Source organism: Nostoc mirabile CHAB5784, assembly GCF_020829645.1.
Taxonomy (GTDB): domain Bacteria; phylum Cyanobacteriota; class Cyanobacteriia; order Cyanobacteriales; family Nostocaceae; genus Nostoc; species Nostoc mirabile.
The window spans coordinates 133,800-158,391 of the sequence record NZ_JAIVFS010000004.1 but is presented as its reverse complement, the minus strand read 5'-3'; the positions used below and the strand labels follow the sequence as shown (position 1 = coordinate 158,391).

The window sequence follows — 24,592 nt, the reverse complement described above, 5'->3', positions numbered from 1 at the left end:
AACAATGTAATTAAGGCTTTTGGCTTCATACTCAAAATATAATGACCGCCATTGGGAACGCAATGGCCAAGCTACCCCACTGCACCGGAGAAGGTCATGTTCTTAGATAGTTTTCCGCAAAAATTACGCAAAGAAGCACAATTATGGAGGGATGAAGGATTAATTAGTTCTTCGCTGTATGAGCAAATAGCAGAACGTTATCAATTTAAGAACTTGGAAGCTGCTGCACGCGATCGCAATAAAGCGATCGCAATTGCTATAGGCGGCATACTTTTATGCTTAGGTATAATTACCTTTGTAGCAGGAAACTGGCAGGGAGGATCACGAGAAGTCAAGTTTATTTTGATGATAAGTTTGTTTTTTGCGATCGCAATCACTGGTTTTTTCAATTGGAGACAACCTGAAGGAAAGAAGCCACAAAAAAGCAAACGCTTACTGGGAGAGGGATTGCTCATTTTAAGCGCCTTCATTTTCGGTGCAAATTTACTGCTGATGGCCCAGATGTTCAATATTGCTGGTTCAGCTTCCCAACTGTTTCTCGCCTGGGGGTTGGGCGTTGTGGTGATGGCCTTTAGTTTGTGCTTAAATTCTTTAGGAATTCTGTCAATTGTCCTCGTGGAAATCGGCTATTGGACAGGATTAGAAGACTTATGGTACGCTTCAGGTGATCTAACTTGGTCGCGCCTAGTGGTGCAGCACATGCCTTTATTGGCATGGCTAGTGTTTGTACCCTTAGCCTACTTCTGTCGATCGCGTTGGATTTTTGGTCTAGCAGCCTTTGTCTTTGCTAGTTCCTTACAAGCCAACCTCAATCCTCTGCCACTGCTGAATTATGCTGATATAGCCCCTTGGGTGGCATCTTTTGCTTTTGCACTGCCACCTGCATTATTCTGGAGTTATGATGACTTGCTGTTTCCAACCATAAATTACAGGTTGTTTCAATCTTTGGCCCGTAATTTAGCGTTGGTAAGCTTCGGCATTGTCTTTTACATCTTGTCTTTTCGTTGGGTCTGGGAATCTCCAAATTATAGTTATAATCAGCCTACGAATGTGACAAACTTATTTGAGTCTCTGCCGATTATCGATTTGGGAATTCTCAGTGGCTTGGCGGTATTGCAATGGTTGTTTCTACTGCGTCAAAGAAATAACCCTCCACGCCGCGAAGTGATTTTCACGACTGCTGTCATTAGTACCTTCCTTGTCTTTATTACTCTAGTACCTTTTTGGCATCAAACTATCAGCCGAATTGATGAACTTGGTGTTTTTATTTTCAATGTACTTTTAGCAACATTAGCCTGGGGACTAATTCAAGAAGGATTGAAATTAAGCAACAGAAGTTCCTTTTGGGGTGGTATGTTGTTAGTAACACTGCAAATTATCAGTCGCGTGCAAGAGTACGATACCGATTTACTTTTCAAGTCCCTAGTCTTTGTTTTGTGCGGTTCTGCTTTAATTAGCGCTGGACTCTGGTTTGAACGCCGCTTACCTGGTGGTAGCTCTGCAAGTAAAAAGTAGTGTAAAGGATGAAAGAATTCAGGAGTCAGAATTCAGAAGTCAGGAAAAGGCCAACCATAAAGTGATGGAGTTTCAAAATCGATGATTTTTCCTTGCACTCCTAACTCCTGTACAGACGCGATTAATCGCGTCTCTACTCCTAACTTATTCTGAAATTTCTGTGCGTTAAAGTTTTTAAAGTTTCTCTGCGTCAGTCCTAATCTCGTTACTTTTGACCTCCTCAATACCTCTGCTTTTTAGGACTACGCTCATGACTAATAGTTCTTCTGAATCTAAAAATAAAACCTTGTCTCCCGAAGCCGAATTTTCTAATAAGGTGACTTTTCGGGATTACTTGATTGCTAGTGAACAAAAATCGAATAAGCCCTTACCTTTTTGGCGGTTACTAGCTCCCCTGGCGCTGCAAACAGGGCTAATTATGGCAGTACCAGCCCAAGCGCTTTATACAGATGTGACAGGTAAGACGGTGATTTTGCAAACCGTACCTGTAAACCCTAACAATGTGCTAGAAGGTAACACCTTAGACTTAGATTACAATATATCCCGCACCGCAAATTTGAGCAGATTGCCTGGTTGGCAAACATTAGTCAGCAAAGGTCGTGGAAGTGGCAGAAGATTGCCTGAAGGAACCAACATATACGTGACTTTGCAAGAGCAACTATCCTCTGGCCGCGGTGTTCCTAGAGCTTGGAGGCCGTTGCGAGTAACTAGCGATCGCCCCACAACTCTTAGAGCCAATCAGGTAGCCTTAAAAGGTATTTATCAAGATGGCTCTGTTAACTACGGCTTAGAAACATATTACATCCCAGAAAACCAACGGCAGCAGATTAGGAACGACTTACAAGCCCAACGCGCCCGCAGAGGACAAGTACCACCCATTGTAGTTAAGGCGAAAGTTGATCCACAGGGTAAGGCAGTGCCAGTTAGTATGTGGGTGCGCGATCGCAACTATCGTTTTTAAGCTGTTAGGAAAATAAACATTGCATATTTACACGCAAGGTTTGTCTCCAAAGTTCTGAGCGCCGGAAGCCGATGCTCAGACTTCTTTGTTTTTCATTTGTAAATACAAATGAAAAACGAATAGAGATATGAGTGAACAAGAATTGTTTTGACGTAGCACTGCTACGTCTCTACAACGGTTCTGGGTAACGCATATTTAATTTTTGGAGATGTCTAATAGAAAGCATTTAATTATTTAATTTTAATACTTGAAGCCGAGTTAATACTCTTAGTATTGAGTTGACTCTAAGTTACGGTTGCACTTAAATAACCGTCAACTTGCTATGTACAGTCGCCTGAACCGAGGCTTACAAAGCATCCAGAATTTTATAACGTGCAACAGTAATATCAAAATATAAAGAAGACACAAAGTTCAGTACTTGTATATACATTTATCAGCAAATAATATGAAGATTATGCAAAGATATTTTTGAAAGATAGACATCTAAGTAAATTTTCGCTAAGTAAGTACTATCAGGTTGTCAGATGTTTCGTATTTTCAAGTGTTGAATAACAGATTATTTATCGTCATTAACACTCTTAGAGGTTGTTGGGGTCATAACAAATAATTCGTTAACCAACACTTGTCAAGTATGAAACAGATATGGCATTGGCAGAAGACATTGCCCATCGAGCCGCGATCGCCATTGATAATGCCCGCCTCTACCGGGAAGCACAGCAGTCTGCCGAGCGCATTACCCGGCTTCAGTCTGTGACGGCCTGACCCCTAGCCATGCGTCATAGTAGCTCACTAAGATGCTGCTGTGACTGGATTTTTAAATTACATCCGGATTACACAAGTGCAAAGTAGTTTATGTATAAAAAAGAGATTGCTTTGCATGATTAATCAAATTGTCACTTTAGAATCTTGTTGGCATAGTTCTGTACCGTGGGGAAAAGCCATGCCACCATTAGCAGTTCAAATCCTGGAAAAAGTCTTGTTATCAGGCTCTGATATATCAGGCTACTGTTGTGGTGTCCAATGGGAGAGACAGGAATGGATTTATACCATTGTCTGCTGTCGTGAAATACTATACTTGCCTCAAGAAGAATTTTCTGGAACAAACGTAGTGGAAAAAGCCACAGTTGCTACACCAGCTTTTAAATTGGGCGATGTGGTGGAAGTTGATTTTAGTGAAGAACCATCACGTCGGATTATTCAAGGGATTTTTAGCCTGAAAAACAATTGGCTTTATGCAGTAGAATGGCGTTCCCCAATTTTGTCAGAAATGGCATCGGCTCAAAGTAGAATTATCTGGCTTGCAGATGTAGATTTAGTAAAAGTGAATGTATGACTATGTTTTTGGAGTTGTACCAAAAAAGTTAGTGCGTTCATCCGAGTGTGCGCTTAATTGTTTGGGTTGATTTTCTATTGCTGGGATTGAATCTTAATAGTGAATCAACCAAATCCCAAATCCGAAGCTGGTCTATGAAGGACGCCTTTTGCGAGAAACTTTTAGCGATGAAGCAGCGATGCGAGAGGTTTTGATAAGTGATTATTGGGTAACTCTAAGCACTACTTTGATACCAGGCTGACGAATGAGATTTTGACAACTCACTGCACCTTCAAGAAATATCGCCGCTTTCGTGTCCACACCAGTCACAAGTCGCGTGCTGTTTAATAACACTCAGTATCTACACTGTCGTATAAAGATTTACTATTGGATAAAATAATGCTTAGAGGCATAAGATACATATACATTGATATACTCTACTGAGGCAAATAAATCAGTAGAGTATTTTTATAGGAATCCGATATCTGCTCCTTGCCCCTCACCCAACAATTTTGGGGAAGCCAGCCTAGTGCTAGTTTTCCTCTACACTCATATATCTAATGCAGAAGACAGCGATTCGGGGGATGTCGAGGGAATGGCTGCTATGATGAGAGTGGATGAGCATGGGCGATCGCCTTCAATCTAAAATTGAGTCCCCAAAGGTATATAGCGTCAGCATTGCTTGCTCCCGTCGATTGCAGCCCAAGAGAGTCAGGAAACTTGTCCCTCCAGCTTGTTGAATAAACCGTCGTGTAGGTTGAAATAGAGCCATCTAAAGCGCGGGGTACTCCCGCCAGACTGCTCTTAGCAGTTGGCGGTGAGGGGGATAGCGCGGCGCCCTTGGAATCCCACCCCCGACCAATTTTGACCACCGCTCAAATGTTTGTGGGGTGGGTGACGAATCGCCAATCATTCCGACACCGCAGCCTGATTCTCGACATATTTTCTAACTTGGTCAACGGTAACACCTCCACAACTGGCAACGAATAGGAAGTGTCTCACCCGTCAAAGTTAGCTTGCCAGACTACTAGGGCACAATCAGCACTGGGCAAGGGGAAAGATTAATCACGCGAGTCGTAACACTATCATCCGCTCCCTCTTCAGTCAAGCCTAGCCCTCGACAGCCCATGATAATTAAATCGGCTCCGATTTCATCAGCGACATCGCAGATAGTAAAAGCTGGTTTACCTCGCCTTTCCAGGATTTCGGATTGAATTCCTTGCCCAGAAAATAAAGATTGGGCATTTTCCAGCAGTTTAGCAACTACCTCTGGTGACACCATCGGATCTGGACTAGGCGCATCTGGAGGCGGTTCTTCTACCACAGACAGCAGCACCAAGCGACTGCTGTACTTTTTGACTACGTTTGTAACTACATCAGCAGCTTCCCGCGTTTCCCGGCTTTGATCAATAGGAAATAGTACTGTCTTAAATATCTCTGTCACTTGGGTACCCCTGACTCCGGTAAAATCTTGATGGTTCTACTTTCAAAACAATAACAAAAAGGCAATCAGGAGAGTTTGGTGTGTCCAAAAAAAGTTTAGCAAGTTTATCTTCGGCTGATATATCTGGGAAACGTGCCTTAGTGCGGGTTGACTTTAATGTGCCTGTGGACGATCAAGGCAACATTACCGACGATACTCGCATTCGCGCAGCTCTACCAACCATCAGAGATTTGACCCAGAAGGGTGCTAAGGTCATTCTCGCAAGTCATTTTGGGCGTCCCAAGGGTGTGGATGACAAATTACGCCTAACTCCCGTTGCCAAGCGTCTCTCTGAGTTACTGGGGCAAGAAGTCGTTAAAACTGATGACTCCATTGGTGATGAAGTTGCATCTGAAGTTGGTGCGTTGCAAAATGGCCAAGTGCTGTTACTGGAAAATGTCCGTTTTTACCCAGAAGAGGAGAAAAACGACCCAGAATTTGCGAAAAAATTGGCAGCTAATGCTGATTTTTATGTAAATGATGCTTTTGGTACTGCACACCGCGCCCATGCTTCTACTGAAGGTGTGACTAAATTCCTGAGTCCTTCTGTGGCTGGATATTTGGTTGAGAAGGAATTGCAATATCTTCAAAATGCTATTGAAAATCCCCAACGTCCTTTAGCGGCAATTATTGGCGGTTCCAAAGTTTCCAGCAAAATTGGCGTGATTGAAACCTTGCTGGAGAAGTGCGACAAACTGATCATCGGCGGTGGAATGATTTTCACCTTCTATAAAGCCCGTGGTTTAAATATCGGTAAGTCGTTGGTGGAAGATGACAAGTTAGAACTAGCGAAATCTTTGGAAGCTAAGGCTAAGGAACGGGGCGTTACCTTCTTGTTACCCACGGATATAGTATCAGCAGATAAGTTTGCTCCTGATGCTAATGCGACAACCGTCAGCATTGAGAACATCCCCAATGATGGTATAGGTTTGGATATTGGCCCAGACTCAGTAAAAGTTTTCCAAGATGCCCTTGCAGATACCAAAACGGTAATTTGGAACGGGCCAATGGGTGTGTTTGAGTTTGATAAGTTTGCGGTAGGTACGGAAGCGATCGCTCATACCCTTGCGGAAATCGGTAAAACTGGCACAACCACCATCATTGGCGGCGGCGACTCAGTAGCGGCTGTGGAAAAGGTTGGTTTAGCCGACCAAATGAGCCACATATCCACCGGCGGCGGCGCTAGCTTGGAGTTACTTGAAGGCAAGGTTTTACCTGGAATCGCAGCTTTAGATGATGCTTAATAGCCATCTTTAGAATTATGTAGAGACGTTACATATAACGTCTCTACAAATAGGGGAAAAACTGTGGAAACTAAATGGCTGGAATGGGCACAAAAGTTACAAGCGATCGCTCAAAATGGTTTGACTTATTCTGAAAACCCTTTTGATATCGAACGCTACAAACCGACAAAATCTCCCCTCACCGGGAACGGGGAGGGGAGATTTTGGGGAGCCAGTGCGGTCTTGGGGTCTCCCCAAGTGGAGCATCTGGCGTGTGGGGTAAAATGACTGTGGAATGAAGCTCTCTGACTTAAGTTGACACCAATGAGCAATGCTGTGCCCCTACAGCATGGTCTATTTACGATCGCAGGATAATTAAGAAAAGCCTGAAATAGCCTATTTTAAGTAATGCACATCACAATGCATTTGTACAGTGGGTAAGTCCTAAATAAATAACAAAGTATATGCAGAGTTTTATTGGTAATTTTGGATGCTACTAAAGGAACAATTGCACGGCTACATCTCAAGCATCATATCCCCTATGGTTTGCATGGAAGCTTTACTTCTAAGGTTTTTGGGGAAATTTGATCCTCTATTTGGATGAAACCATTTTTTCGCTGGCAATGATATGCAAATCAATATTTTTGAGCAAGCGCACTAATTTTTGCGTCAAAGATCCTTTGAGGAGCATTTGCCAGCGCGATCGCTGACTCTCTCCGATTACAATTTGAGTGATTCGATATTTCTCGGCGACTTCAGCGATCGCATTAGCTACGTTACTGTTGGTAACACGAATAAAAGTACCTTCAAATTCATTACAGAGTTTCTCACAAGTGTGAATGTGTAAGCTTTCCTCCTTGGTGAGGAAGCGTTCTGGATCGGCAACAAACAAGGTATAAAGCGGTGCGTTCATATAGTTAGCCAGCCTCGCACCCCGGCGCAACAGTTGCACTGAGTTGGGATAAGTGGATACACACACCAAAACCCGCTCGTGAATATTACAAAATTGCCCATTGGGGGTAGTAGCAATGGCATTTTCTTCCACGTTGTCTGCTACTTCCCGCAAAGCTAATTCCCGCAAAGCAATCAGGTTACGACGTTGAAAAAAGTTATCGAGAGATTGTTGGATTTTTTCGGGTGCGTAAATCTTGCCTTCTAATAACCGTTCTTGCAGGGTTTCAGGTGTAACATCCACTACCACTATCTCATCTGCTTCATCCAGAATCCTATCAGCAACACGTTCACGTACTACCACACCTGTAATTCTGGCTACTAAGTCATTAAGACTTTCCAAATGTTGCACATTCATTGTGGAGTAGACATCAATACCTGCTGCCAAAACTATTTCTACATCTTCGTAACGTTTTTCGCGTGGGGAACCAGGGACATTGGTATGGGCAAGTTCATCGATTAAGACTAATTGGGGCGATCGCTTTAAAATAGCATCTGTATCCATATCCGTTAGCGTCAACTCACCGCGAGGATATTTCTTACGGGGTAAAATCTCCAGTCCCTCTCCCTTCTCAGCTGTCTCCTTGCGTCCGTGGGTTTCTAAAAGCCCAACGACGACATCAATTCCTTCCTGTTTAAGCGCGTGTCCCTCTTCCAGCATCCGGTAGGTTTTGCCTACTCCAGGAGCCATGCCAATAAATATTTTATGCTTGCCCCGCCGTCGTGCCGGATAAAGCGAGTAACTTACAGAATTTAAAGGTGCAGTGCTAGCTGAACGAGTATTAGTATTATCTGACATTTGAAAATAGGGAGTAGGGAGTGGGGAGTAGGGAGTAGGGAGTGGGGAGTGGGGAGTAGGGAGTGGGGAGTGGGGAGTAGATATCTTCATCCTTTGTTGTGTTTGCGTAGCGTGGGCTTTGTACTCACTTTGTTTATGGTGTGTCTTGCACGAATATTTTAAAACATCCTTTTATGGTTCGCGCAGAGCCGCAGAGAGTAACAAAAAAGTTATCTATTTATTCCTAACTCTCCACTCCCCACTCCCCACTCCCCACTCCCCACTCCCCATTCCCCACTCCCCATTTACTAATTTTCCTGACGATTAAAATCTTGCAAGTAAAGAGCATAATTCAATCGGAGAACATTGACTCCCGGTTCGCCAAAAATCCATAAAAATCTGCCATCAGTATACCTAATAATTAAACGTAGGATCTCCTCTTCTTTTACTCCCCGCGCACTAGCAACCCGCGTCAATTGCTGCCGTGCTGCTCTCAATGAAATATGCGGATCTAAACCAGAACCAGACGTATAAATTATATCAGCGATCGGTTGAAGATTTTCGTCTCGCAATTGATTTGCCTGTTCTAGAATCCGGTTGAGTAGTTCTGGATTGCTAGCAGCGAGATTGCTGGCTCCAGATATGCCAGTTGGCTTGGCTTTTTTGCCTTGGCTATATCTAACAGTACTGGGACGAGGATGAAAATATCGCTCAGATGTAAACACTTGACCAATCAAAGCTGAACCAATTGGTTCGGCTTTTAGATTCCGCATGACGCTGCCATCAGCTTGATAAGGCAAAAAAACTTGACCCACTACAAGGATTATTAGAGGATAGATGATTGCAGTCAACAACCAAAGCATTAGAGTTATAAAAATTGCTCTGATAGTTTCTCGAATAATAGCCATAAAATTTTTCCACTTGCTGCTAATATTTTATTTTTAATTTTTAGTTATTTTACTCAAGCAGAACACTAAACTGTATTGGAACATTGCCTGTATCAGATTCATTGGCAGAAACTTTTCCCAAACATCGACCTGTTTCTTTATATTCTTCTTTTCCCTCTCTCAACAGGTAAAAGTAAAAATGTTTATTATTTTACTTTGGTCAAGATGCGATCGCTTCCCAGCGTCTCTATTTTTGCTGTGATCAAGCCAAGCCTACAACTGTAATCAGTATATCTATCAACTTAATGGCGATAAATGGCGCAATCACCCCACCTAAGCCATAAATTAAGATATTGCGTTGCAGTAGCTGATTAGCTGTCAGCGGTCTAAACCGCACACCCTTCAATGCCAACGGAATCATAGCGGGAATAATCAAAGCATTATAAATCAGTGCTGATAGAACAGCAGATTTAGGGCTAGTCAAATTCATAATATTCAAGCTTTGCAAATTAGCAGCGACAAATATCACTGGGATAATCGCAAAGTATTTAGCAATATCATTAGCTATAGAAAATGTCGTCAATGCCCCGCGAGTAATCAACAATTGTTTGCCAATGCTAATGATATCGATCAGCTTTGTGGGATCGGAGTCCAAATCTACCATGTTGGCGGCTTCTTTTGCAGCTTGCGTCCCTGTATTCATCGCAAGGCCGACGTTAGCTTGGGCTAATGCGGGAGCATCGTTAGTCCCATCTCCCGTCATGGCAACTAGTTTGCCTGCTGCTTGTTCCTTTTTAATGACGCTGATTTTGTCTTCTGGTGTGGCTTCGGCAATGAAGTCATCGACTCCAGCTTCTTTGGCAATGACAGAAGCTGTAATCCGGTTGTCTCCAGTTAGCATGATGGTATGCACTCCCATCCGTCGCAGTGCAAGAAAGCGATCGCGGATACCAGGTTTAACTATATCTTTGAGATAAATAACCCCATAGATTTCGTTATCTAGGCTGACTGCTAGGGGTGTACCTCCCAGGCGAGAAACTCGTTCGTAGGCAGCATCCAATTCTGGTGTATCGCGTCCGTTGCGGGAACGGACAAATCCTTTAATGGCTTCTACTGCTCCCTTCCTCGCCTCATGCCCACCAGGCAAGTTTGTACCACTCATGCGTGTTTTGGCGGAAAAATCAACTCCTTCTGCCTGGCTGGAGTCGAAATCAAATCTTGCGCCTAACTTTTCTGCCAGTCGGATAATGGATTTACCTTCTGGTGTATTGTCAAAGACACTAGCGGCCCAGGCAACATTAGCAATTTCTGACATTGAATGACCATTGATGGGAATAAATTCTTCCGCCAAACGGTTGCCGAGGGTAATTGTACCTGTTTTGTCAAGAACTAAAGTGTTGATATCTCCACAGGCTTCGACTGCTCGCCCTGAAGTGGCAATGACGTTAAATTGGGCAACTCGATCCATACCAGCAATGCCGATGGTACTTAGTAAGCCGCCAATGGTTGTAGGAATTAATGCTACTAGTAGAGCAATCAAAATTGGGATGCTGACTGGACTGTTGACATAGTAGGCAAGTGCGGGCAGAGTTACCACGACTAACAAAAAGACTAAGCTGAGAACTGCCAGCAATACTGTCAGGGCAATTTCATTGGGTGTTTTGCTGCGTTCTGCCCCTTCTACTAAGGCAATCATCCGGTCAATAAAGCCTTTGCCTGGGTCATTAGTGATGCGGATAATTAGCTCATCTGAGATAACCCGCGTCCCACCAGTGACGGAACTAGCAACGTCGGAACCTGATTCTTTTAATACTGGTGCGGATTCTCCAGTAATTGCCGATTCATCCACTGAGGCGACACCCATGATTACTTCGCCATCGGCAGGGATAATATCGCCAGCAATGACGTAGATGTTATCGCCCTGTTTAAGGCTGGTGGATGAAACTTCACTAATTGTGCCATCAGCAGCAAGTTTTTTAGCGCTCGTCTCTGATTTCGTTAATCGCAAGGCATCGGCTTGGGCTTTACCCCGCCCTTCTGCCACTGCTTCGGCAAAATTGGCAAACCAAACTGTAAAGAATAAAATCCCCGATAACAAGCCGTTGAAAACTTGCGCGTTCTTTTGCAGGGCTGGGCCAAATAGATTGGGATCAATCGTTAGCAATAGGGTGATGATTGTCCCCACCCAAACCACAAATATCACTGGGTTTTTGATTGCATACTTAGGGTTGAGCTTGACAAAAGCATCTCTCATTGCCCTTAAGTACAGCCACTTATTACTTGTCCTGGCCTTTTTACGTGCTTGGCGGCGATCGCCAGAACGAGGATTTGGCCGTCTAGCTTTGAAGTTAGTTGCCACTTGATTCATGAATAAAGTTAGAAGTTAGGACTAGGAGTGGAAGCAATACAGTTCCGATAAGATCCCCCCGCCTGTGGCGACCCCCTTAAAAAGGGGGTAAAGGAGGAAATTAGCCCCCCTTCTTAAGGGGGGTTGGGGGGATCTCCGCTTAATAAACAAGCTAACCGAACCGTATTGGGAGTAAAACTAGCGCTGTCAAGGTGAATCTTGTATTTATTACGAGCCTCTGAACTCGGAAGTTGAGCCTCTGAACTCGGAAGTTAAGCCTTTGAACTCGGAAGTTGAGCCTTTGAACTCGGAAGTTGAGCCTTTGAACTCGGAAGTTGAACCTCTGAACTCGGAAGTTGAGCCTTTGAACTCGGAAGTTGAGCCTTTGAACTCGGAAGTTGAGCCTTTGAACTCGGGAGTTGAGCCTTTGAACTCGGAAGTTGAGCCTTTGAACTTGGAATTTTCAAAATTCTAAAAGAACAAGTGAAGATTTTGTTTGAACGAATATGAAATTTAAGCTACATATCACCTTGACACGGCTAGAGTTAGGAGTTGTTAGGAACTTACAATAAAAAAAGATCCAATCTGTAGAGTGCGTTACTAACGCACCATCTGATGAAGGTGTGTTAGCGATCGCGTAACACACCCTACTAGCGTGTCAAGGCTAAAGTTGTGCATTATAAAATGGGCTTTGAACTTTTAAATTCAATGTTTTTAGCGCTAATTTATTGCAACATTTTAGCCTTGACACGCTACTACTGGCGTGTCTAGACTAAAATGTTGCAATAAATTTTCTTGTGGGGTGGACATCTTGTCCGCCCCGGACGGGTGAGACACCCATCCCACAAGAGTTTTTCTAATGCACTATTTAAGGCTAGACACACCCTACGAAACCTACGAAACCGGATAATTGATTTTTTAGTATTCTCTTATATTCCAAACTTATAACTCATAACTCATAAATTTTCTAACTGCCAGATGCTAGTTTCAAACCCTCAGCTATGGGGCCTAAAGCCAGAACGGGAAAGAAAGTCAACACTCCCAAAACCAATGTCACTCCAGCAGTGATACCAGTAAATACCAAAGAATCAGTTTTCAGGGTACCAGGGGTTTCTTGTACTTGTTGTTTGCCAGACATGCCGTCAGCTAACAGTAGGATGGCAATCATCGGAATGTAGCGTCCTCCGATTAAGCTAACTATTGTACTCAAGTTCCACCACAAGGTGTTATCCCTCAACCCTTCTAAGCCGGAGCCATTATTTGATGCTGCTGAGGCATATTCATAAACTACTTGAGAAATACCGTGATAGCCAGCGTTGCTAATTCCAGATAAGGAGATGGGATAAGCCAAAGCGATCGCACTGGGAATCAAAACTAGAATTGGGTGAATCAACAGCACCACGCTGGCAAGAACGATTTCCCGCTTTTCAATTTTGCGTCCTAAAAACTCTGGGGTGCGTCCTGCCATTAATCCAGTTAGGAACACTGTGAGAATTAAGTAAATGAATAGGTAAGCTGTTCCAGTTCCCTGGCCACCCCAGATAACCTGAATAAACAAGTTGAAGAGAGTCGAAAATATTCCTTGCGGCATCAAAGAATCATGCATCCCATTCACAGCACCTGACATAGTAGCAGTAGTCATAACTGCCCAAAATGCCGTTTGTGCCCAGCCAAATCGAACTTCTTTACCCTCTAAATTGGGCTGTTCTAATCCAAAAGCGTTATTAACAAGGGGATTACCTTGCAGTTCTCCCACGGCTGCCACTCCCACCAGAACTACAAAAATCACAAACACCATCCAGAAAAGTAGCCAAGCTTGTTTGATGTTCTTGGCAAATATACCGTAGGTGTAAATCAAGGCTGCTGGTATAGAAATCATGGCGAGCATTTCTATCAAATTAGAAGCACCATTGGGATTTTCAAAAGGATGGGCTGAGTTTACGCCAAAAAAGCCTCCGCCGTTCTCGCCCAAAAGTTTGATCATTTCAAAGGATGCCACCGGGCCTCTGGCAATATATTGCGTTCCGCCTTCTAAGGTTCTTACAACCAGAGTCTCTTTTAATGTTTGTGGTACACCTGCTACAAGCAAAGCGATCGCTCCAATAATCGAAATCGGCAGCAAGATTCGCGTAATTCCACGGACAAGATCGACGTAAAAGTTCCCCAATTTTCTACCCGTCAACCCTCGAATAAAAGCAATTCCCACGGCTAACCCGGTGGCTGCCGAGGTGAACATCAAAAAGCCCAAAGCCGCTACCTGGCTAAAATAGCTTAAGGTTGTCTCACCAGCATAGTGTTGCTGGTCGGTATTCGTCACAAAGGAAATGGTTGTGTGCAGTAATACATCCCATTTGATAGCACCGAAGCCGTTAGGATTCCAGGGTAAGAGTCTCTGAAAATATATCAGCAAATACACTGAAATACCCATAATCAGATTGCTGCAAATTACAGCCCGGATATACTGCCAACCCGTCATATCATCTTTCCTGCGGACACCCGCTACTACGAACATACTTCGCTCTATCGGGTTCATTAAAAAATCAAGCAGTGTTCTTTCTCCCAAAAAGACACGCGCTATGTATCTACCCAGTAACGGAGTGATTGCTATGACAATACACAGCGTTAAGCCAATTTGTAAAAAACCTTGTTCCATATATTTCGCGCTCAATTAAATTTAAGTGTTAGCAAGCCAATTCTTAGAAATAACAGATTAACTGTTGGGGTATTTGATTTCGAGGGATTTGGTGATATTTCATGTCACCGTCATTTTTAAATCTGGATTTACTATTTTCAGTTATTACTATCCAGATACTTATTAAACTTATTGTTAAGAATATGTAATTTTTTATTATTAATTCATCTATCTCGCTAGTTATGATTATTTGTTTATACAATACATTCTCGAAGTTTGCTACTTTCAAAGAATATAAATATCCCAGAGAATTTTATTAAAGGGATTACGGATTGGGAAGGTTGTGGTAAATACTCTACCCCTGGAGGGCAATTACTTAGCCCCCAATCTTCAGTCTCCCAAGGCTATTTCATTCTCATCTAGCCCGCCTCAGAATGAATTCTGAGTCTAATAGCACTCATTCGTCTAAAGACGACTGAGAAAAGGTTATAGCCCGTTTTAACGGACTTGAGCTATAAGAGAGGAACTTTAGTTCTGGGCGGTTTATGTCTAGAACGAAATAGCCCTATCACTCCCCAGTTGCCGTTTTTGCATCTGAACAATCAGAATTTTCAGGTTAATGCTCAAGTTTACATTTGCAGATATAGATTGCAGATAAATCATAATCGCTGAATTAAATAGTTGTAAAGATTGTAGGATAAGGATTTTTTAGTAAATCATAAATGAAGATATTAAATCGATTAGTGGCTATGAAAGAAGCTATAAACGAGCGTGGGGAGACTTACGCGCTAATAGCGATCGCCTTTGCGATCGTGATCAGCTTGGAATATTTAACACCACCTGAGTACGTATTTGGCTACCTCTACACAGGGACGATTTTGTTAGCAGATTCACGATTGAATCGGGTTGCTGTGTTGAGGATCACTCTTGCAGCTACAGGATTAACATTATTGAATTTGTTTGTTCCCGGAGGAGAAATGATTAATTCCCCAACGTTGGCAAATAGGCTGATTGCAGTTTTGGCTTTGGTGGTAACGGGTTGGTTAAGCGATCGCAACCGCCGCAATGAAGAAGCGATCGCTTATACGCAAGCACAATTACGCTCCCAAGAACAACTAGCTACCATGCGTGAAGATTTTGTTTCTACCCTAACGCATGATTTGAAAACACCCCTATTAGGATCAATTGAAACGCTGAAATATCTTCAAAATGAGCAATTTGGTGAAATCACGCCAATGCAAGCAAAAGTCCTACAAACAATGGCTCGTAGTCATCGGAGTACACTGCAATTAGTCCAAACGCTTTTAGATGTATACCGCAATGATACCGAAGGGCTGAAACTACAGATATCACCTGTTAATTTGGTAACTGTGGCGGAGGAGATAATCGCCACCCTGACTGAACTAGCGAGAACACGTCAGGTTTATATTTCTCTCCACTATGGCGAATCAGATTTTCGTAGCTTTCTTTGGGTAAACGGCGATCCTTTGCAACTGGGGCGAGTCTTCACCAATCTCCTGAGTAATGGTATAAACCATACCCCTCGTGGCGGTAAAGTAGAAGTAGTACTTGAAAGTTATTCTAGCGATCAAGTAGTAAAAATACTCGATACTGGTTCCGGCTTTACCGAAGAAGAGTTACCCCACTTGTTTGAAAGATTTTATCAAGGACATAGCGATCGCCACGTCTCAGGATCTGGGCTAGGGCTTTATTTGACCAGGCAAATTATTACCGCTCATGGGGGTACAATTTGGGCAGAGAATCGCTCACCACGAGGCGCACTGTTTGGTTTCCGCCTCCCTGCTTGTCCACCACCGGGGAGATGAGGACGGGGGCAGGGGGCAGGGGGCAGGGAGCAGGGGGAGGCAGGGGAGGCAGGGAGCAGGGGGAGGCAGGGGAGGCAGGGGGCAGGGAGCAGGGGGAGGCAGGGGAGAAAAATAATTCCTAACTCCTGACCAATAATAAATGACTAATGCCCAATGACCAATGACCAATGACCAATGACCAATGACTAATGACCAATGACCAATGACCAATGACCAATGACTAATAACAAATGACGAAAATCTTACTTGTTGAAGATGATGAATTGTTTCGGCTTGGTCTGCGGATGCGGTTGCAACAAGAAACCACTTTGGAGATTGTCGCAGAGGCAGAAGATGGGGAACAAGCTGTAGAATTAGCAAATCGCTATCCCCTGGATTTGGTCTTGCTGGATATAGGTTTACCGGGGATTGGCGGGATTGAGGCTTGTCGCCAAATCAAGCAGAAGCACCCAAATTTACCAATTCTTGTTTTAACCTCTCGTTCTGAAAAACCCCTGATTTCGCGGTTAATTGCCGCCGGGGCCCAAGGTTACTGCCTCAAAGGTATTCCGGCTGAGTCTCTAATATTAGCAGTGCGATCGGTTGCAGCAGGGGCTTCTTGGTGGGATCAAACGGCAACAACAGAAATTAGAGCCGCTTTTGAGGGTAATTCTACTATGGTGCTGCCTGCAAAAACTGAGGAATCCTTAGAAAATCCCCTAACCAAGCGGGAGCAAGAAATTTTGGCACTCGTAGCAACTGGCAAAAGCAATCAAGAAATTGCTGAGGTTCTCTACATTGCCCCTGGTACAGTGCGGGTTCATGTCCATACTATTTTGCAGAAACTAGAAGTACGCGATCGCACTCAAGCCGCAGTTTTAGCGATCCAAAAAGGATTGGTAGCACCAGAATTGTTAATTAATTAGATTTAAAAATTTTCTAACCACAGAGGCGCAGAGAACACAGAGTAAAGATATTAAACTTTACAAGGGTTTCACGTTAAGTTGATATCAATGGGCAAAGACAAGCCCCTACGAGAAAGCCTGCCTATTTTTCAATCTTTTAGCCCAAGAAAATTACATAATATTGATAGGGTCTACATCTATTGTCAAGCTAACAGATTGAGGACAGAGCGATCGCACTTCTTCCCAATCTGGCAATTGTGGTAATGCATCGGGGGCAAATTTAATCAATATCTGCCAGCGATAACGATTAGCTACCCGCAAAATACTTGCTGGTGCTGGGCCTAATATCTCGAATTCTTCTTCTGTACTCAAGGTTGTGGCAATTATTTGCGCGGTATTTTGCACTTGAATGGGATCGATACTACTTAAGCGCAATAAAATTAACCGCCCATAAGGGGGATAATTGAGGGCTTGGCGTTGTTCTAATTCTGCTTGGGAGAAAGAGTGATAATCGTGCGATCGCACTGCTGCAATTACCTGATGCTCTGTAGTATAAGTTTGTACGATCACCCTCCCCGGATCGTCGCCTCTACCAGCACGTCCAGCGACTTGAGTCAAGGTTTGAAATGCCCGTTCACTGGCGCGATAATCTGATAAATTTAGCAATCCATCGGCGGCGACAACGCCCACAAGTGTCACCTGGGGTAAATCCAATCCTTTGGTGAGCATTTGCGTACCTACTAATAAATCTGCTTCGCCGTTGGCAAATTGGGTGAGTAGGGTACGGTGTGAGCCTTTGTTGCGGGTGGTATCGCTATCAAAACGAATCAAGCGTAACTCTGGGAACTGTCGCGCTAATTCCTGCGTTACTCGCTGAGTACCGCTACCGAAAAATTTTAAGTAAGGGGAACTACAATCAGGGCAGAATTTGGGGTGCGATCGCGCATAGTTACAATAATGGCAGCGCAATAATTCCGGCGCTTTTTCTTCGGTGTGGTGATACGCTAACGACACGTCACAGTGCGGACATTCCAACACATATCCACAACTGCGGCAAGATACAAAAGTACTGTGTCCCCGCCGATGGATAAATAAAATTCCCTGTTGTTTTCTCTCTTGCAACTGTTGCAAAGCTTCTTGCAGCGATCTACTAAATATAGAACGATTTCCCTGCTGCAACTCTTGCCGCATATCCACTATTTCCACAGGCGGTAAAGGGCGGGAGTTGATGCGTTCGGGGAGGGAGAGGTAGTGGGAGGGATGAGGGGGATGAGGGGGATGAGGGGGATGAGGGGGATGAGGAGGATATTGCTCCCTCATCTCCCCCATCTCCCCCTGCTCCCTCATCCCTCCCACGCTTACCCAAGTTTCCAACGAGGGCGTAGCGGAACCCAACACCAAGGGGCAATTTTCTAATTCTGCTCGCCATTGGGCGACGGTACGGGCGTGGTAGGTGGGTATGGGGGAGTCTTGCTTAAAACTACTATCGTGTTCTTCATCTAAAATAATTAAACCCAAGTTGGGCAAAGGGGCGAAAACGGCACTGCGCGTACCAATGACAACTTGGGGTTCTCCTGTGAGCATTTGTCGCCAAGTGTCGTAACGTTCACCATCGGAGAGGGCGCTGTGATAGACGCTGACTTTATTGCCAAAACGGGCGCGAAAACGATCAGTTAGCTGGGGTGTGAGTCCAATTTCTGGGACTAAAACAAGGGCGGATTTGCCTTGGTTGAGGAGAGGTGCGATCGCTTGCAAATATACTTCGGTTTTTCCTGAACCTGTCACCCCATGCAACAAAACTTCAGCAAATTTATCTAGTGTCTGGATTGTTTCTAAGGCGCTAGCTTGAGCAACAGTTAAAGATTTAGCCCCATCGCCTGCTAATGCTGGCCCCTGTTCGGTTCGCAATACTTCCCGTTCTTCGATGACGATGTAATCCTTTTGTGCCAACGTTTTGAGGATAGAAGAACTAGCATTGCAAATTTGTAGTAATTCATTTTGCCACAACTCTCCACCATGCCGTCGCAGCACTTCCAAAATCTCTCGTTGGCGAGTAGTTAATTCGTGGTCAATTGTACCTGTAAGCGTGACTGCTTTTTGCAGTTTTGGTCGAGTTAGTCGCGGCGGTTCTAAGTAGCTTTCTACTAAACCGAATCGCAGCAACTCCCGAATTCCCCGATAGGCAGATTTGACTTTTTGTTGCAGGTAGACAAAACTGTAGTCTCCCGCCGGTTGCGCTTGTAAAAGTTCCCAAACTTGCCGCGCAGTAGGAGTCAAAAAAGCTAAAGGATCGGGAGATGCCAGTAAATAACTACTTCCCCCTGCCCCCTGCCCCCTGCCCCCTGCCCCCCTGCCTCCAACAAGGCGGATACGACGTTGCGATCGCCCCAGTAACCCTGGCGGCAGAGCAACCCGGATTACTTGAATTAGGGGCGTATAGTAATATGCAGCGACTCGATTGAGTAATTCCCAATAAGCACTTGGGAAAAATCCAACGCTGACTATATCTTCTACTTCCCGGATTTTTTCTGGTGGTAAATCGACATTTGGTTGTGCCAGTAACCGAATAGCGATCGCTCCTAATTGTTGTGCCCCAAATGGCACGCTCAAAATATCCCCTGGTTTGATTTCTAACTGGGCTGGCAATCGATAAGTAAATAGTCCTGTACTTCCTGGACAGTCTACCAGTACTTCAACCCACCTATTAACAGTTGTACCTGACTGGTATGATTCACTAGCTTGGGCTACCAATAAAGGAGATAATTTGACGTCATTAATATACATAGTTTCTGACTTTATAGTTAGATATTTACCTCACGTAGCTGGTCAAAAACAACCTAGCTAAATTAAGTCTAATTTTTTGTTTTCTTAGACTTAAATGGTATTTCCCAATACTGTTATCCTTCATAATACTTGATAAGTTTCCTCTTATGTAATCTACTAGACAAATTCGTATCAACTATACATGCAATAAATATTTGGTACCCACTATACAAATAAAAGCATGTCAGCCCTTTCTGCAACAGTTGCTCTATCTACTAAATAGGGAGTAGCCTTTTTCCGCCTATCGATAGATATTCAACCCTTTCTGTATATGAGATGCTTTTATACAAATAAGAACATCTCAAAATTAAGCTGCCATTATTATAATTTGTATCATCTGGTTAACTTTAAATCGGGAATGCATAACCCCAGCACCAGATTTTGAACTTATCCAGTTACTTCTAACGTATAAACATTAAAAATATTTGTAAAAATATATGAAAGTTTAAGATATTTGGATGGTTAGCTGAGATTTCTATGTTTGTTAAGGTTGAGAAAGTTTGAGGGGGTTTGACATATTTGGTAATTAAGAAAAAAATGAAGAATATAATCAGTTGGGAGCCTGAGAATAAAGTTTTGTTGGGTGCGAAGACCAGTTTCGTTATAAGTTGTATCTAACTGTAACCCATAGATGTTAGGTAGATGCCATTTTCATTCCTGAAGAAAAATTAGCATAAGCCTGTATTTCGCTATATAAACGGGTGCATTCGTCCCTTAGGGAAAACTACCAAGCCTCAAACGAGTAGCTGTAACTAAATTATGTACCAAACAAAGCAACAATCCCTAAAGGAAAATATGAATATTGTTGAATTAGGAGAAATGGAAATACTGGAGAATACTGCTGATATTGAAGAACCATTACTCGATATTTTAGAAGCAGTGGCAGATGAAGAGACTCCAATTGTAGTAGAAAATCTGGAATCAGACGAACGCGACGGGGATGATATGGCTGCGGCCCGTCCTTCGGGATACAATAAAACCGAGCATGATGATGCCGTCGGCGCGTTTTTTAAAGAAATGGCGCGTTATCCACTTCTAAAAGCTGATGAAGAGGTAGAGTTAGCGCGGCGAGTTAGATTTCTAGAAGAAGTTAGGGAATTACAAGCAGCCTTAGAATTAAAACTGGGACACGAACCTAGCAAGTTAGAGGTGGCTTCCGAGCTAGAAATGACGGAAAAGCAATTAGAAAATCGCTTGTATCAAGGTAGAGTAGCGAAACGCAAAATGATTCGCTCGAATCTGAGATTGGTAGTTTCTATTGCTAAACGATACCTAAATCGCGGAGTGCCTTTCCTGGATTTAATTCAAGAAGGAGCAATGGGTTTAAATCGCGCTACAGAAAAGTTTGATCCAGATAAAGGATATAAGTTTTCTACTTACGCCTATTGGTGGATTAGACAAGCGATTACCAGGGCTATCGCTAACGATGCGCGGACAATCCGGCTACCTATTCATATTGTTGAAAAGCTTAACAAGCTGAAAAAAGCACAGCGAGAACTCAAGCAAAAACTTTGCCGCAATCCTACCGAAGGAGAAATGGCAGAAGCTTTGGAAATTAGTGTGCAACAACTACGCCAGCTACAACAGCTACGCCGTCAAGCACTTTCTCTCAACCACCGCGTCGGTAAAGAAGAAGACACGGAATTGATGGATTTGCTAGAAGATGAAGATAACCTGTCTCCAGAAGCAAAAATGAATGAAAACATGATGCGTCAGGAGATTTGGGAAGTCTTGGGTGACGTGTTAACTCCACGGGAGAAAGATGTAATTTCTCTGCGCTATGGTTTAACAACCAGCGAACCCTGTACCTTAGAAGAAGTTGGCAACATGTTCAATCTTTCTCGTGAGCGAGTGCGACAAATTCAAAGCAAAGCCATGCGGAAATTGCGCCGTCCTCACATAGCCAAACGTTTAAAAGGTTGGTTGATTTAATTGCACTTACGAAGATAGAGATGCAATACCCGATCTAATTAGCTCCATTAACGAACATGGATCAAATAAAGTGCAAAACTTTAATCTCGTAGGGGAGCCAGTGCGTTGCGGAGGTTCCCGACGCTCGAGTACTCGCTAACGCTGCGCTATCCGTTGTAGCAACTGGCGTTGTGTTATCGCGTAGCGTAACGCACCATCCTAGATTTTAGGTGCGTTAGGACAAATGCCCGTAACACACCTTACCAATCTACATGCTTAACGAATGAAGGCGAGCTTGTATCTGCTATATTTCTTGAGCTTTACCTATCGCAAATTGCAAAAACAGGGCGTTTTGTACCTTTTTTCGGCTTTTCTTTAGTCATTAGTCAAAAAAAATTGCACAGTTGCCTATAGACTATGGACTATGAACTATAGACTATAGACTAATGATTTCGCGTAGCAATTTGATTGTGCGTTTTGCTGAACCAACTGATTACAGCGTACTGTTTAAATTAATTCAGGGGCTGGCTGAGTATGAAAAATTATCTCACGCTGTCACTGGCAATGCTCTCGAACTTAAGGAGCATTTATTTGGCTCGCACAAATATATAGAAGCGATTTTAGCAGAATCTGCGGGTCAAGCTGTTGGTTTTGCCCTATTTTTTCATAATTATTCAACATTTTTGACCAAGCCAGGAATTTATCTAGAAGACTTATTTGTTTTACCAGAATTTCGTAGGCAAGGTATTGGTAAGGCTCTCCTTACTAAAGTAGCTCAGATAGCTGTAGAACGTGACTGTGGGCGGTTAGAGTGGAGTGTGCTGGATTGGAACGAATCAGCTAAAGCATTCTATCGTAGTATGGGAGCATCTATATTAGATGATTGGCGAATTTGTCGTGTTACAGAAGATGCGCTTACTCAGTTAGGGGCTGTTCAAATAATTCACAATTGATAAATTGATAATGACGCTCTTACCTTGCTTAGAGGTTGTTTGAAAAGTATTTCGCTGTGACTTTAGGTACTTTTAGATCCCCCCTAACCCACGCCAGTCGCTCATGGGGGAAACCCCCAAGTGAAGCAAGTGGCGTGGATTTAGGGGGATCTAAAACTATTTCATACCGACAAGAGGACTTTTCAAACATCCTCTAACATAATTCGTAATAATAGCGGTAAGCAAGTTCGTAGTAAGGACTTTAGTCCTTATTTTCTAATACCAATTTTCAGTAAGCTTGCACTTAATAATTACCCCTTCTCATTTAGCGTACTTGGCGTTAACCTGTGTCTTGTTACTGAACGTCTACATTTAATAAATATTAAGTGCATTTTATAGCGAATTGATATAAGCACGCTTTGTGCTTACTACAAACCCTGAAAATTGAAAATCAAAAAACTTGATAGCGAAGTTTGACAGCTTGTCATTTGACTATAGCAGCGCCTCAACTGACAATTATGGAGGATATCGCAGCGAATAAGCTGTTATTGGAGAGAGAGAGAACACGAAATGAAAAAAATTATTACAGTGATGCTGTTAGGCATAGCAATCTTCACCTTTGCCTTCAGTAGTTCAGCTTTGGCAGCAGATGCTGTTAGTGGAGCTAAAGTATTTAGTGCTAATTGTGCCTCTTGTCACGCGGGAGGTAAAAATCTGGTTCAAGCTCCAAAGAACCTGAAGAAGGAAGCTTTAGAAAAGTATGGTATGTACTCAGAGGAGGCGATTATCGCCCAAGTTACAAAAGGTAAAAATGCCATGCCTGCTTTCGGCAGTCGTTTAAAAGCTAACCAGATTGAAGATGTAACTGCTTATGTGCTTTCACAAGCAGATAAGGACTGGAAGTAGACTAAAATCTAACTTCAATAATTAACAATTTGCGGGGCTTTTTGTCCCGCTAATTTTAAGGTTGCCGAAGTTGTCAAATAGGATGCATATACCAATTTTGGATTTTAGATTTGTAGGTTGGGTTGAACGGAGTGAAACCCAACAAAGAGAAAGAAAATGTTGGGTTTCGTTCCTCAACCCAACCTACATTGGAGTTATTTTTTAAGCAAAACCTACGCAGTATTGGGATGCATATACCAATTTTGGATTTTAGATTTTGAATTTTGGATTAAGGTTTTTACACAAAGACTGTTCCAAAAATATCAAACAATACTACCTATCCTCATTTGGTATTATGAGTTATTTGTATCGATTATTTCTCAGTCTATTTATTGCTTTCCCTCTCACTTTTCTGACTTTACCTGCACATTCTTCACCCATCATATATATCACGCCAATTACAGGGGCTGATTTCTTGGAATTGGGTATAGATAAGATGCGGCGGGGTAATTACCAGGAAGCAATAGAGAATTTCAACCAGGCGATGCCTACGGCGGTAAACTACGCACTTGAGAAAGATTTTGCTGTAGCTTATAGCGATCGCTGTCTGGCTTATCTCCAATTACAAGATTACCATCAAGCTGTTACAGATTGTACTCAAGCCATAAATTTTGCACCGGATAACTCTGAAGCTTATCTGAACCTGGGAGTAGCACACTACAGACAAGGGGATTATGCAGCTGCCATTGTCGATCTTAATCGAGCGTAGGCGTAGCCCGTCGTAGACATCGCACTTAAACCATCCGATTTTCGAGCTTACTACAATCGAGGGCTAGCCCGTGCTGGGGATGGGAAAGACTTTGAAGCAATTCTTGACTTTAATTTAGCTTTAACTCAAATTAAGAGAATCAGCAGCTTAATGCTTGCAGATATTTATAATGACAGAGGTTTGGCACATTTTGCCTTGCAAGATAACCAAGCAGCTATGCTCGACTTTAATCTAGCAATTCGTCTCAATGCTAACGATTATAGAGCGTACTTTAACCGGGCTTGTGCTTGCGGAAGAAATGGAGATAATTTTGGTGCAGTGCGTGATTTTTCCCAAGTCATCAGACTTAACCCAAGTAATGCCCAAGCTTATGTTAATCGGGGAGTAGCTCAATATCGAGTAAGCCTCAACGCCTCTCTCCTTTTAAGAGAGGAATGGAAATGAGGTCAGATCATATTACCAGTAGAACTGAG

20 protein-coding genes and 2 pseudogenes are annotated in these 24,592 nt (G+C 43.2%); 16 read left to right on the top strand and 6 right to left on the bottom strand.

The genetic code is table 11. From position 1 onward, the window contains the following. Positions 1-96 precede the first annotated feature (96 nt). The 5 genes from LC653_RS05055 (at position 97) to LC653_RS05035 (ending at position 4,778) form a co-directional block, all read left to right on the top strand. The gene (locus LC653_RS05055; RefSeq protein WP_229493033.1) at positions 97-1,515 is read left to right on the top strand and encodes a DUF2157 domain-containing protein; all 1,419 of its coding nucleotides are present in this window, start codon (positions 97-99) and stop codon (positions 1,513-1,515) included. Positions 1,516-1,765: 250 nt separating this feature from the next. Further along, the gene (locus tag LC653_RS05050; protein ID WP_229493031.1) at positions 1,766-2,476 is read left to right on the top strand and encodes a GDYXXLXY domain-containing protein; all 711 of its coding nucleotides are present in this window, start codon (positions 1,766-1,768) and stop codon (positions 2,474-2,476) included. A gap of 877 nt (positions 2,477-3,353) precedes the next feature. Further along, on the top strand, positions 3,354-3,809 hold the full coding sequence (locus LC653_RS05045) for a DUF1392 domain-containing protein (protein WP_229493029.1): 456 nt from the start codon (positions 3,354-3,356) through the stop codon (positions 3,807-3,809). 406 nt (positions 3,810-4,215) lie between these two features. Next, positions 4,216-4,434, top strand: a complete 219-nt coding sequence (locus tag LC653_RS05040; protein WP_229493028.1) for a hypothetical protein — start codon at positions 4,216-4,218, stop codon at positions 4,432-4,434. 194 nt (positions 4,435-4,628) lie between these two features. Beyond that, positions 4,629-4,778, top strand: a complete 150-nt coding sequence (locus LC653_RS05035; RefSeq protein ID WP_229493026.1) for a hypothetical protein — start codon at positions 4,629-4,631, stop codon at positions 4,776-4,778. A gap of 37 nt (positions 4,779-4,815) precedes the next feature. Here LC653_RS05035 and LC653_RS05030 read toward each other — a convergent pair whose 3' ends face one another. Continuing rightward, positions 4,816-5,223, bottom strand: coding sequence for a universal stress protein (locus LC653_RS05030; RefSeq protein ID WP_229488010.1), 408 nt, complete (start codon positions 5,221-5,223; stop codon positions 4,816-4,818). A gap of 89 nt (positions 5,224-5,312) precedes the next feature. Here LC653_RS05030 and LC653_RS05025 point away from each other — a divergent pair, with 89 nt between their 5' ends. The 3 genes and pseudogenes from LC653_RS05025 to LC653_RS05015 all read left to right on the top strand — a co-directional run. Beyond that, complete coding sequence (locus LC653_RS05025) at positions 5,313-6,515, top strand: phosphoglycerate kinase (RefSeq protein WP_229493025.1); 1,203 nt, start codon at positions 5,313-5,315, stop codon at positions 6,513-6,515. Positions 6,516-6,578: 63 nt separating this feature from the next. Then, a pseudogene (locus tag LC653_RS05020) lies at positions 6,579-6,677 on the top strand (NUDIX hydrolase N-terminal domain-containing protein); the annotation flags it as partial. A gap of 294 nt (positions 6,678-6,971) precedes the next feature. Next, positions 6,972-7,082, top strand: a pseudogene (locus LC653_RS05015) (carotenoid oxygenase family protein); the annotation flags it as partial. A 4-nt stretch (positions 7,083-7,086) separates the two neighbouring features. Here LC653_RS05015 and LC653_RS05010 read toward each other — a convergent pair. From LC653_RS05010 to kdpB, 3 genes are all read right to left on the bottom strand, one after another. Beyond that, a complete protein-coding gene (locus tag LC653_RS05010; RefSeq protein ID WP_229493143.1) occupies positions 7,087-8,244 on the bottom strand; it encodes a universal stress protein in 1,158 nt (385 codons plus the stop codon). Positions 8,245-8,531: 287 nt separating this feature from the next. Beyond that, on the bottom strand, positions 8,532-9,131 hold the full coding sequence (kdpC, locus tag LC653_RS05005; RefSeq protein ID WP_229493023.1) for a K(+)-transporting ATPase subunit C: 600 nt from the start codon (positions 9,129-9,131) through the stop codon (positions 8,532-8,534). Positions 9,132-9,372: 241 nt separating this feature from the next. After that, entirely contained in the window at positions 9,373-11,478 is a 2,106-nt protein-coding gene (kdpB, locus tag LC653_RS05000) for a potassium-transporting ATPase subunit KdpB (protein ID WP_229493022.1), read from the bottom strand. Between the two features lie 259 nt (positions 11,479-11,737). Here kdpB and LC653_RS04995 point away from each other — a divergent pair, with 259 nt between their 5' ends. Further along, positions 11,738-11,932: a hypothetical protein gene (locus LC653_RS04995; protein ID WP_229493020.1), complete on the top strand. Its 195-nt coding sequence runs from the start codon at positions 11,738-11,740 to the stop codon at positions 11,930-11,932. 492 nt (positions 11,933-12,424) lie between these two features. On the opposite strand, the gene kdpA is transcribed toward LC653_RS04995, so the two are convergent. Then, positions 12,425-14,110 carry a potassium-transporting ATPase subunit KdpA gene (kdpA, locus tag LC653_RS04990; RefSeq protein WP_229493018.1) on the bottom strand — a complete coding sequence of 562 codons (1,686 nt, stop codon included), beginning with the start codon at positions 14,108-14,110 and terminating at the stop codon, positions 12,425-12,427. 728 nt (positions 14,111-14,838) lie between these two features. Here kdpA and LC653_RS04985 point away from each other — a divergent pair. Beyond that, complete coding sequence (locus LC653_RS04985; RefSeq protein ID WP_229493011.1) at positions 14,839-15,915, top strand: sensor histidine kinase; 1,077 nt, start codon at positions 14,839-14,841, stop codon at positions 15,913-15,915. 230 nt (positions 15,916-16,145) lie between these two features. Further along, a complete protein-coding gene (locus LC653_RS04980; protein ID WP_229493010.1) occupies positions 16,146-16,820 on the top strand; it encodes a response regulator transcription factor in 675 nt (224 codons plus the stop codon). A 150-nt stretch (positions 16,821-16,970) separates the two neighbouring features. On the opposite strand, the gene priA is transcribed toward LC653_RS04980, so the two are convergent. After that, positions 16,971-19,583, bottom strand: a complete 2,613-nt coding sequence (priA, locus tag LC653_RS04975; RefSeq protein WP_229493009.1) for a primosomal protein N' — start codon at positions 19,581-19,583, stop codon at positions 16,971-16,973. A gap of 798 nt (positions 19,584-20,381) precedes the next feature. On the opposite strand from priA, the gene LC653_RS04970 reads away from it, so the two are divergent. The 5 genes from LC653_RS04970 to LC653_RS04950 all read left to right on the top strand — a co-directional run bounded on the left by LC653_RS04970 (position 20,382) and on the right by LC653_RS04950 (position 24,563). Next, entirely contained in the window at positions 20,382-21,554 is a 1,173-nt protein-coding gene (locus tag LC653_RS04970) for an RpoD/SigA family RNA polymerase sigma factor (RefSeq protein WP_229493007.1), read from the top strand. 425 nt (positions 21,555-21,979) lie between these two features. Further along, on the top strand, positions 21,980-22,486 hold the full coding sequence (locus LC653_RS04965) for a GNAT family N-acetyltransferase (RefSeq protein WP_229493005.1): 507 nt from the start codon (positions 21,980-21,982) through the stop codon (positions 22,484-22,486). A gap of 549 nt (positions 22,487-23,035) precedes the next feature. After that, positions 23,036-23,371 carry a cytochrome c6 PetJ gene (gene petJ / locus LC653_RS04960; protein ID WP_229493003.1) on the top strand — a complete coding sequence of 112 codons (336 nt, stop codon included), beginning with the start codon at positions 23,036-23,038 and terminating at the stop codon, positions 23,369-23,371. A gap of 334 nt (positions 23,372-23,705) precedes the next feature. Continuing rightward, positions 23,706-24,119 (top strand): tetratricopeptide repeat protein, encoded by a 414-nt coding sequence (locus LC653_RS04955; protein WP_229493001.1) that lies wholly within the window; start codon positions 23,706-23,708, stop codon positions 24,117-24,119. A gap of 150 nt (positions 24,120-24,269) precedes the next feature. Next, complete coding sequence (locus tag LC653_RS04950; protein WP_229492999.1) at positions 24,270-24,563, top strand: tetratricopeptide repeat protein; 294 nt, start codon at positions 24,270-24,272, stop codon at positions 24,561-24,563. Positions 24,564-24,592 lie beyond the last annotated feature (29 nt).

What these genes read in the sequence shown, in the direction of transcription:
- LC653_RS05055 (WP_229493033.1), top strand. Translation starts at nt 97, where the DNA reads ATGTTCTTAGATAGTTTTCCGCAAAAATTACGCAAAGAAGCACAATTA.
- LC653_RS05050 (WP_229493031.1), top strand. Translation starts at nt 1,766, where the DNA reads ATGACTAATAGTTCTTCTGAATCTAAAAATAAAACCTTGTCTCCCGAA.
- LC653_RS05045 (WP_229493029.1), top strand. Translation starts at nt 3,354, where the DNA reads ATGATTAATCAAATTGTCACTTTAGAATCTTGTTGGCATAGTTCTGTA.
- LC653_RS05010 (WP_229493143.1), bottom strand. Translation starts at nt 8,244, where the DNA reads ATGTCAGATAATACTAATACTCGTTCAGCTAGCACTGCACCTTTAAAT.
- kdpC (WP_229493023.1), bottom strand. Translation starts at nt 9,131, where the DNA reads ATGGCTATTATTCGAGAAACTATCAGAGCAATTTTTATAACTCTAATG.
- kdpB (WP_229493022.1), bottom strand. Translation starts at nt 11,478, where the DNA reads ATGAATCAAGTGGCAACTAACTTCAAAGCTAGACGGCCAAATCCTCGT.
- kdpA (WP_229493018.1), bottom strand. Translation starts at nt 14,110, where the DNA reads ATGGAACAAGGTTTTTTACAAATTGGCTTAACGCTGTGTATTGTCATA.
- LC653_RS04985 (WP_229493011.1), top strand. Translation starts at nt 14,839, where the DNA reads ATGAAAGAAGCTATAAACGAGCGTGGGGAGACTTACGCGCTAATAGCG.
- LC653_RS04980 (WP_229493010.1), top strand. Translation starts at nt 16,146, where the DNA reads ATGACGAAAATCTTACTTGTTGAAGATGATGAATTGTTTCGGCTTGGT.
- priA (WP_229493009.1), bottom strand. Translation starts at nt 19,583, where the DNA reads ATGTATATTAATGACGTCAAATTATCTCCTTTATTGGTAGCCCAAGCT.
- LC653_RS04970 (WP_229493007.1), top strand. Translation starts at nt 20,382, where the DNA reads ATGTACCAAACAAAGCAACAATCCCTAAAGGAAAATATGAATATTGTT.
- LC653_RS04965 (WP_229493005.1), top strand. Translation starts at nt 21,980, where the DNA reads ATGATTTCGCGTAGCAATTTGATTGTGCGTTTTGCTGAACCAACTGAT.
- petJ (WP_229493003.1), top strand. Translation starts at nt 23,036, where the DNA reads ATGAAAAAAATTATTACAGTGATGCTGTTAGGCATAGCAATCTTCACC.
- LC653_RS04955 (WP_229493001.1), top strand. Translation starts at nt 23,706, where the DNA reads ATGAGTTATTTGTATCGATTATTTCTCAGTCTATTTATTGCTTTCCCT.
- LC653_RS04950 (WP_229492999.1), top strand. Translation starts at nt 24,270, where the DNA reads ATGCTTGCAGATATTTATAATGACAGAGGTTTGGCACATTTTGCCTTG.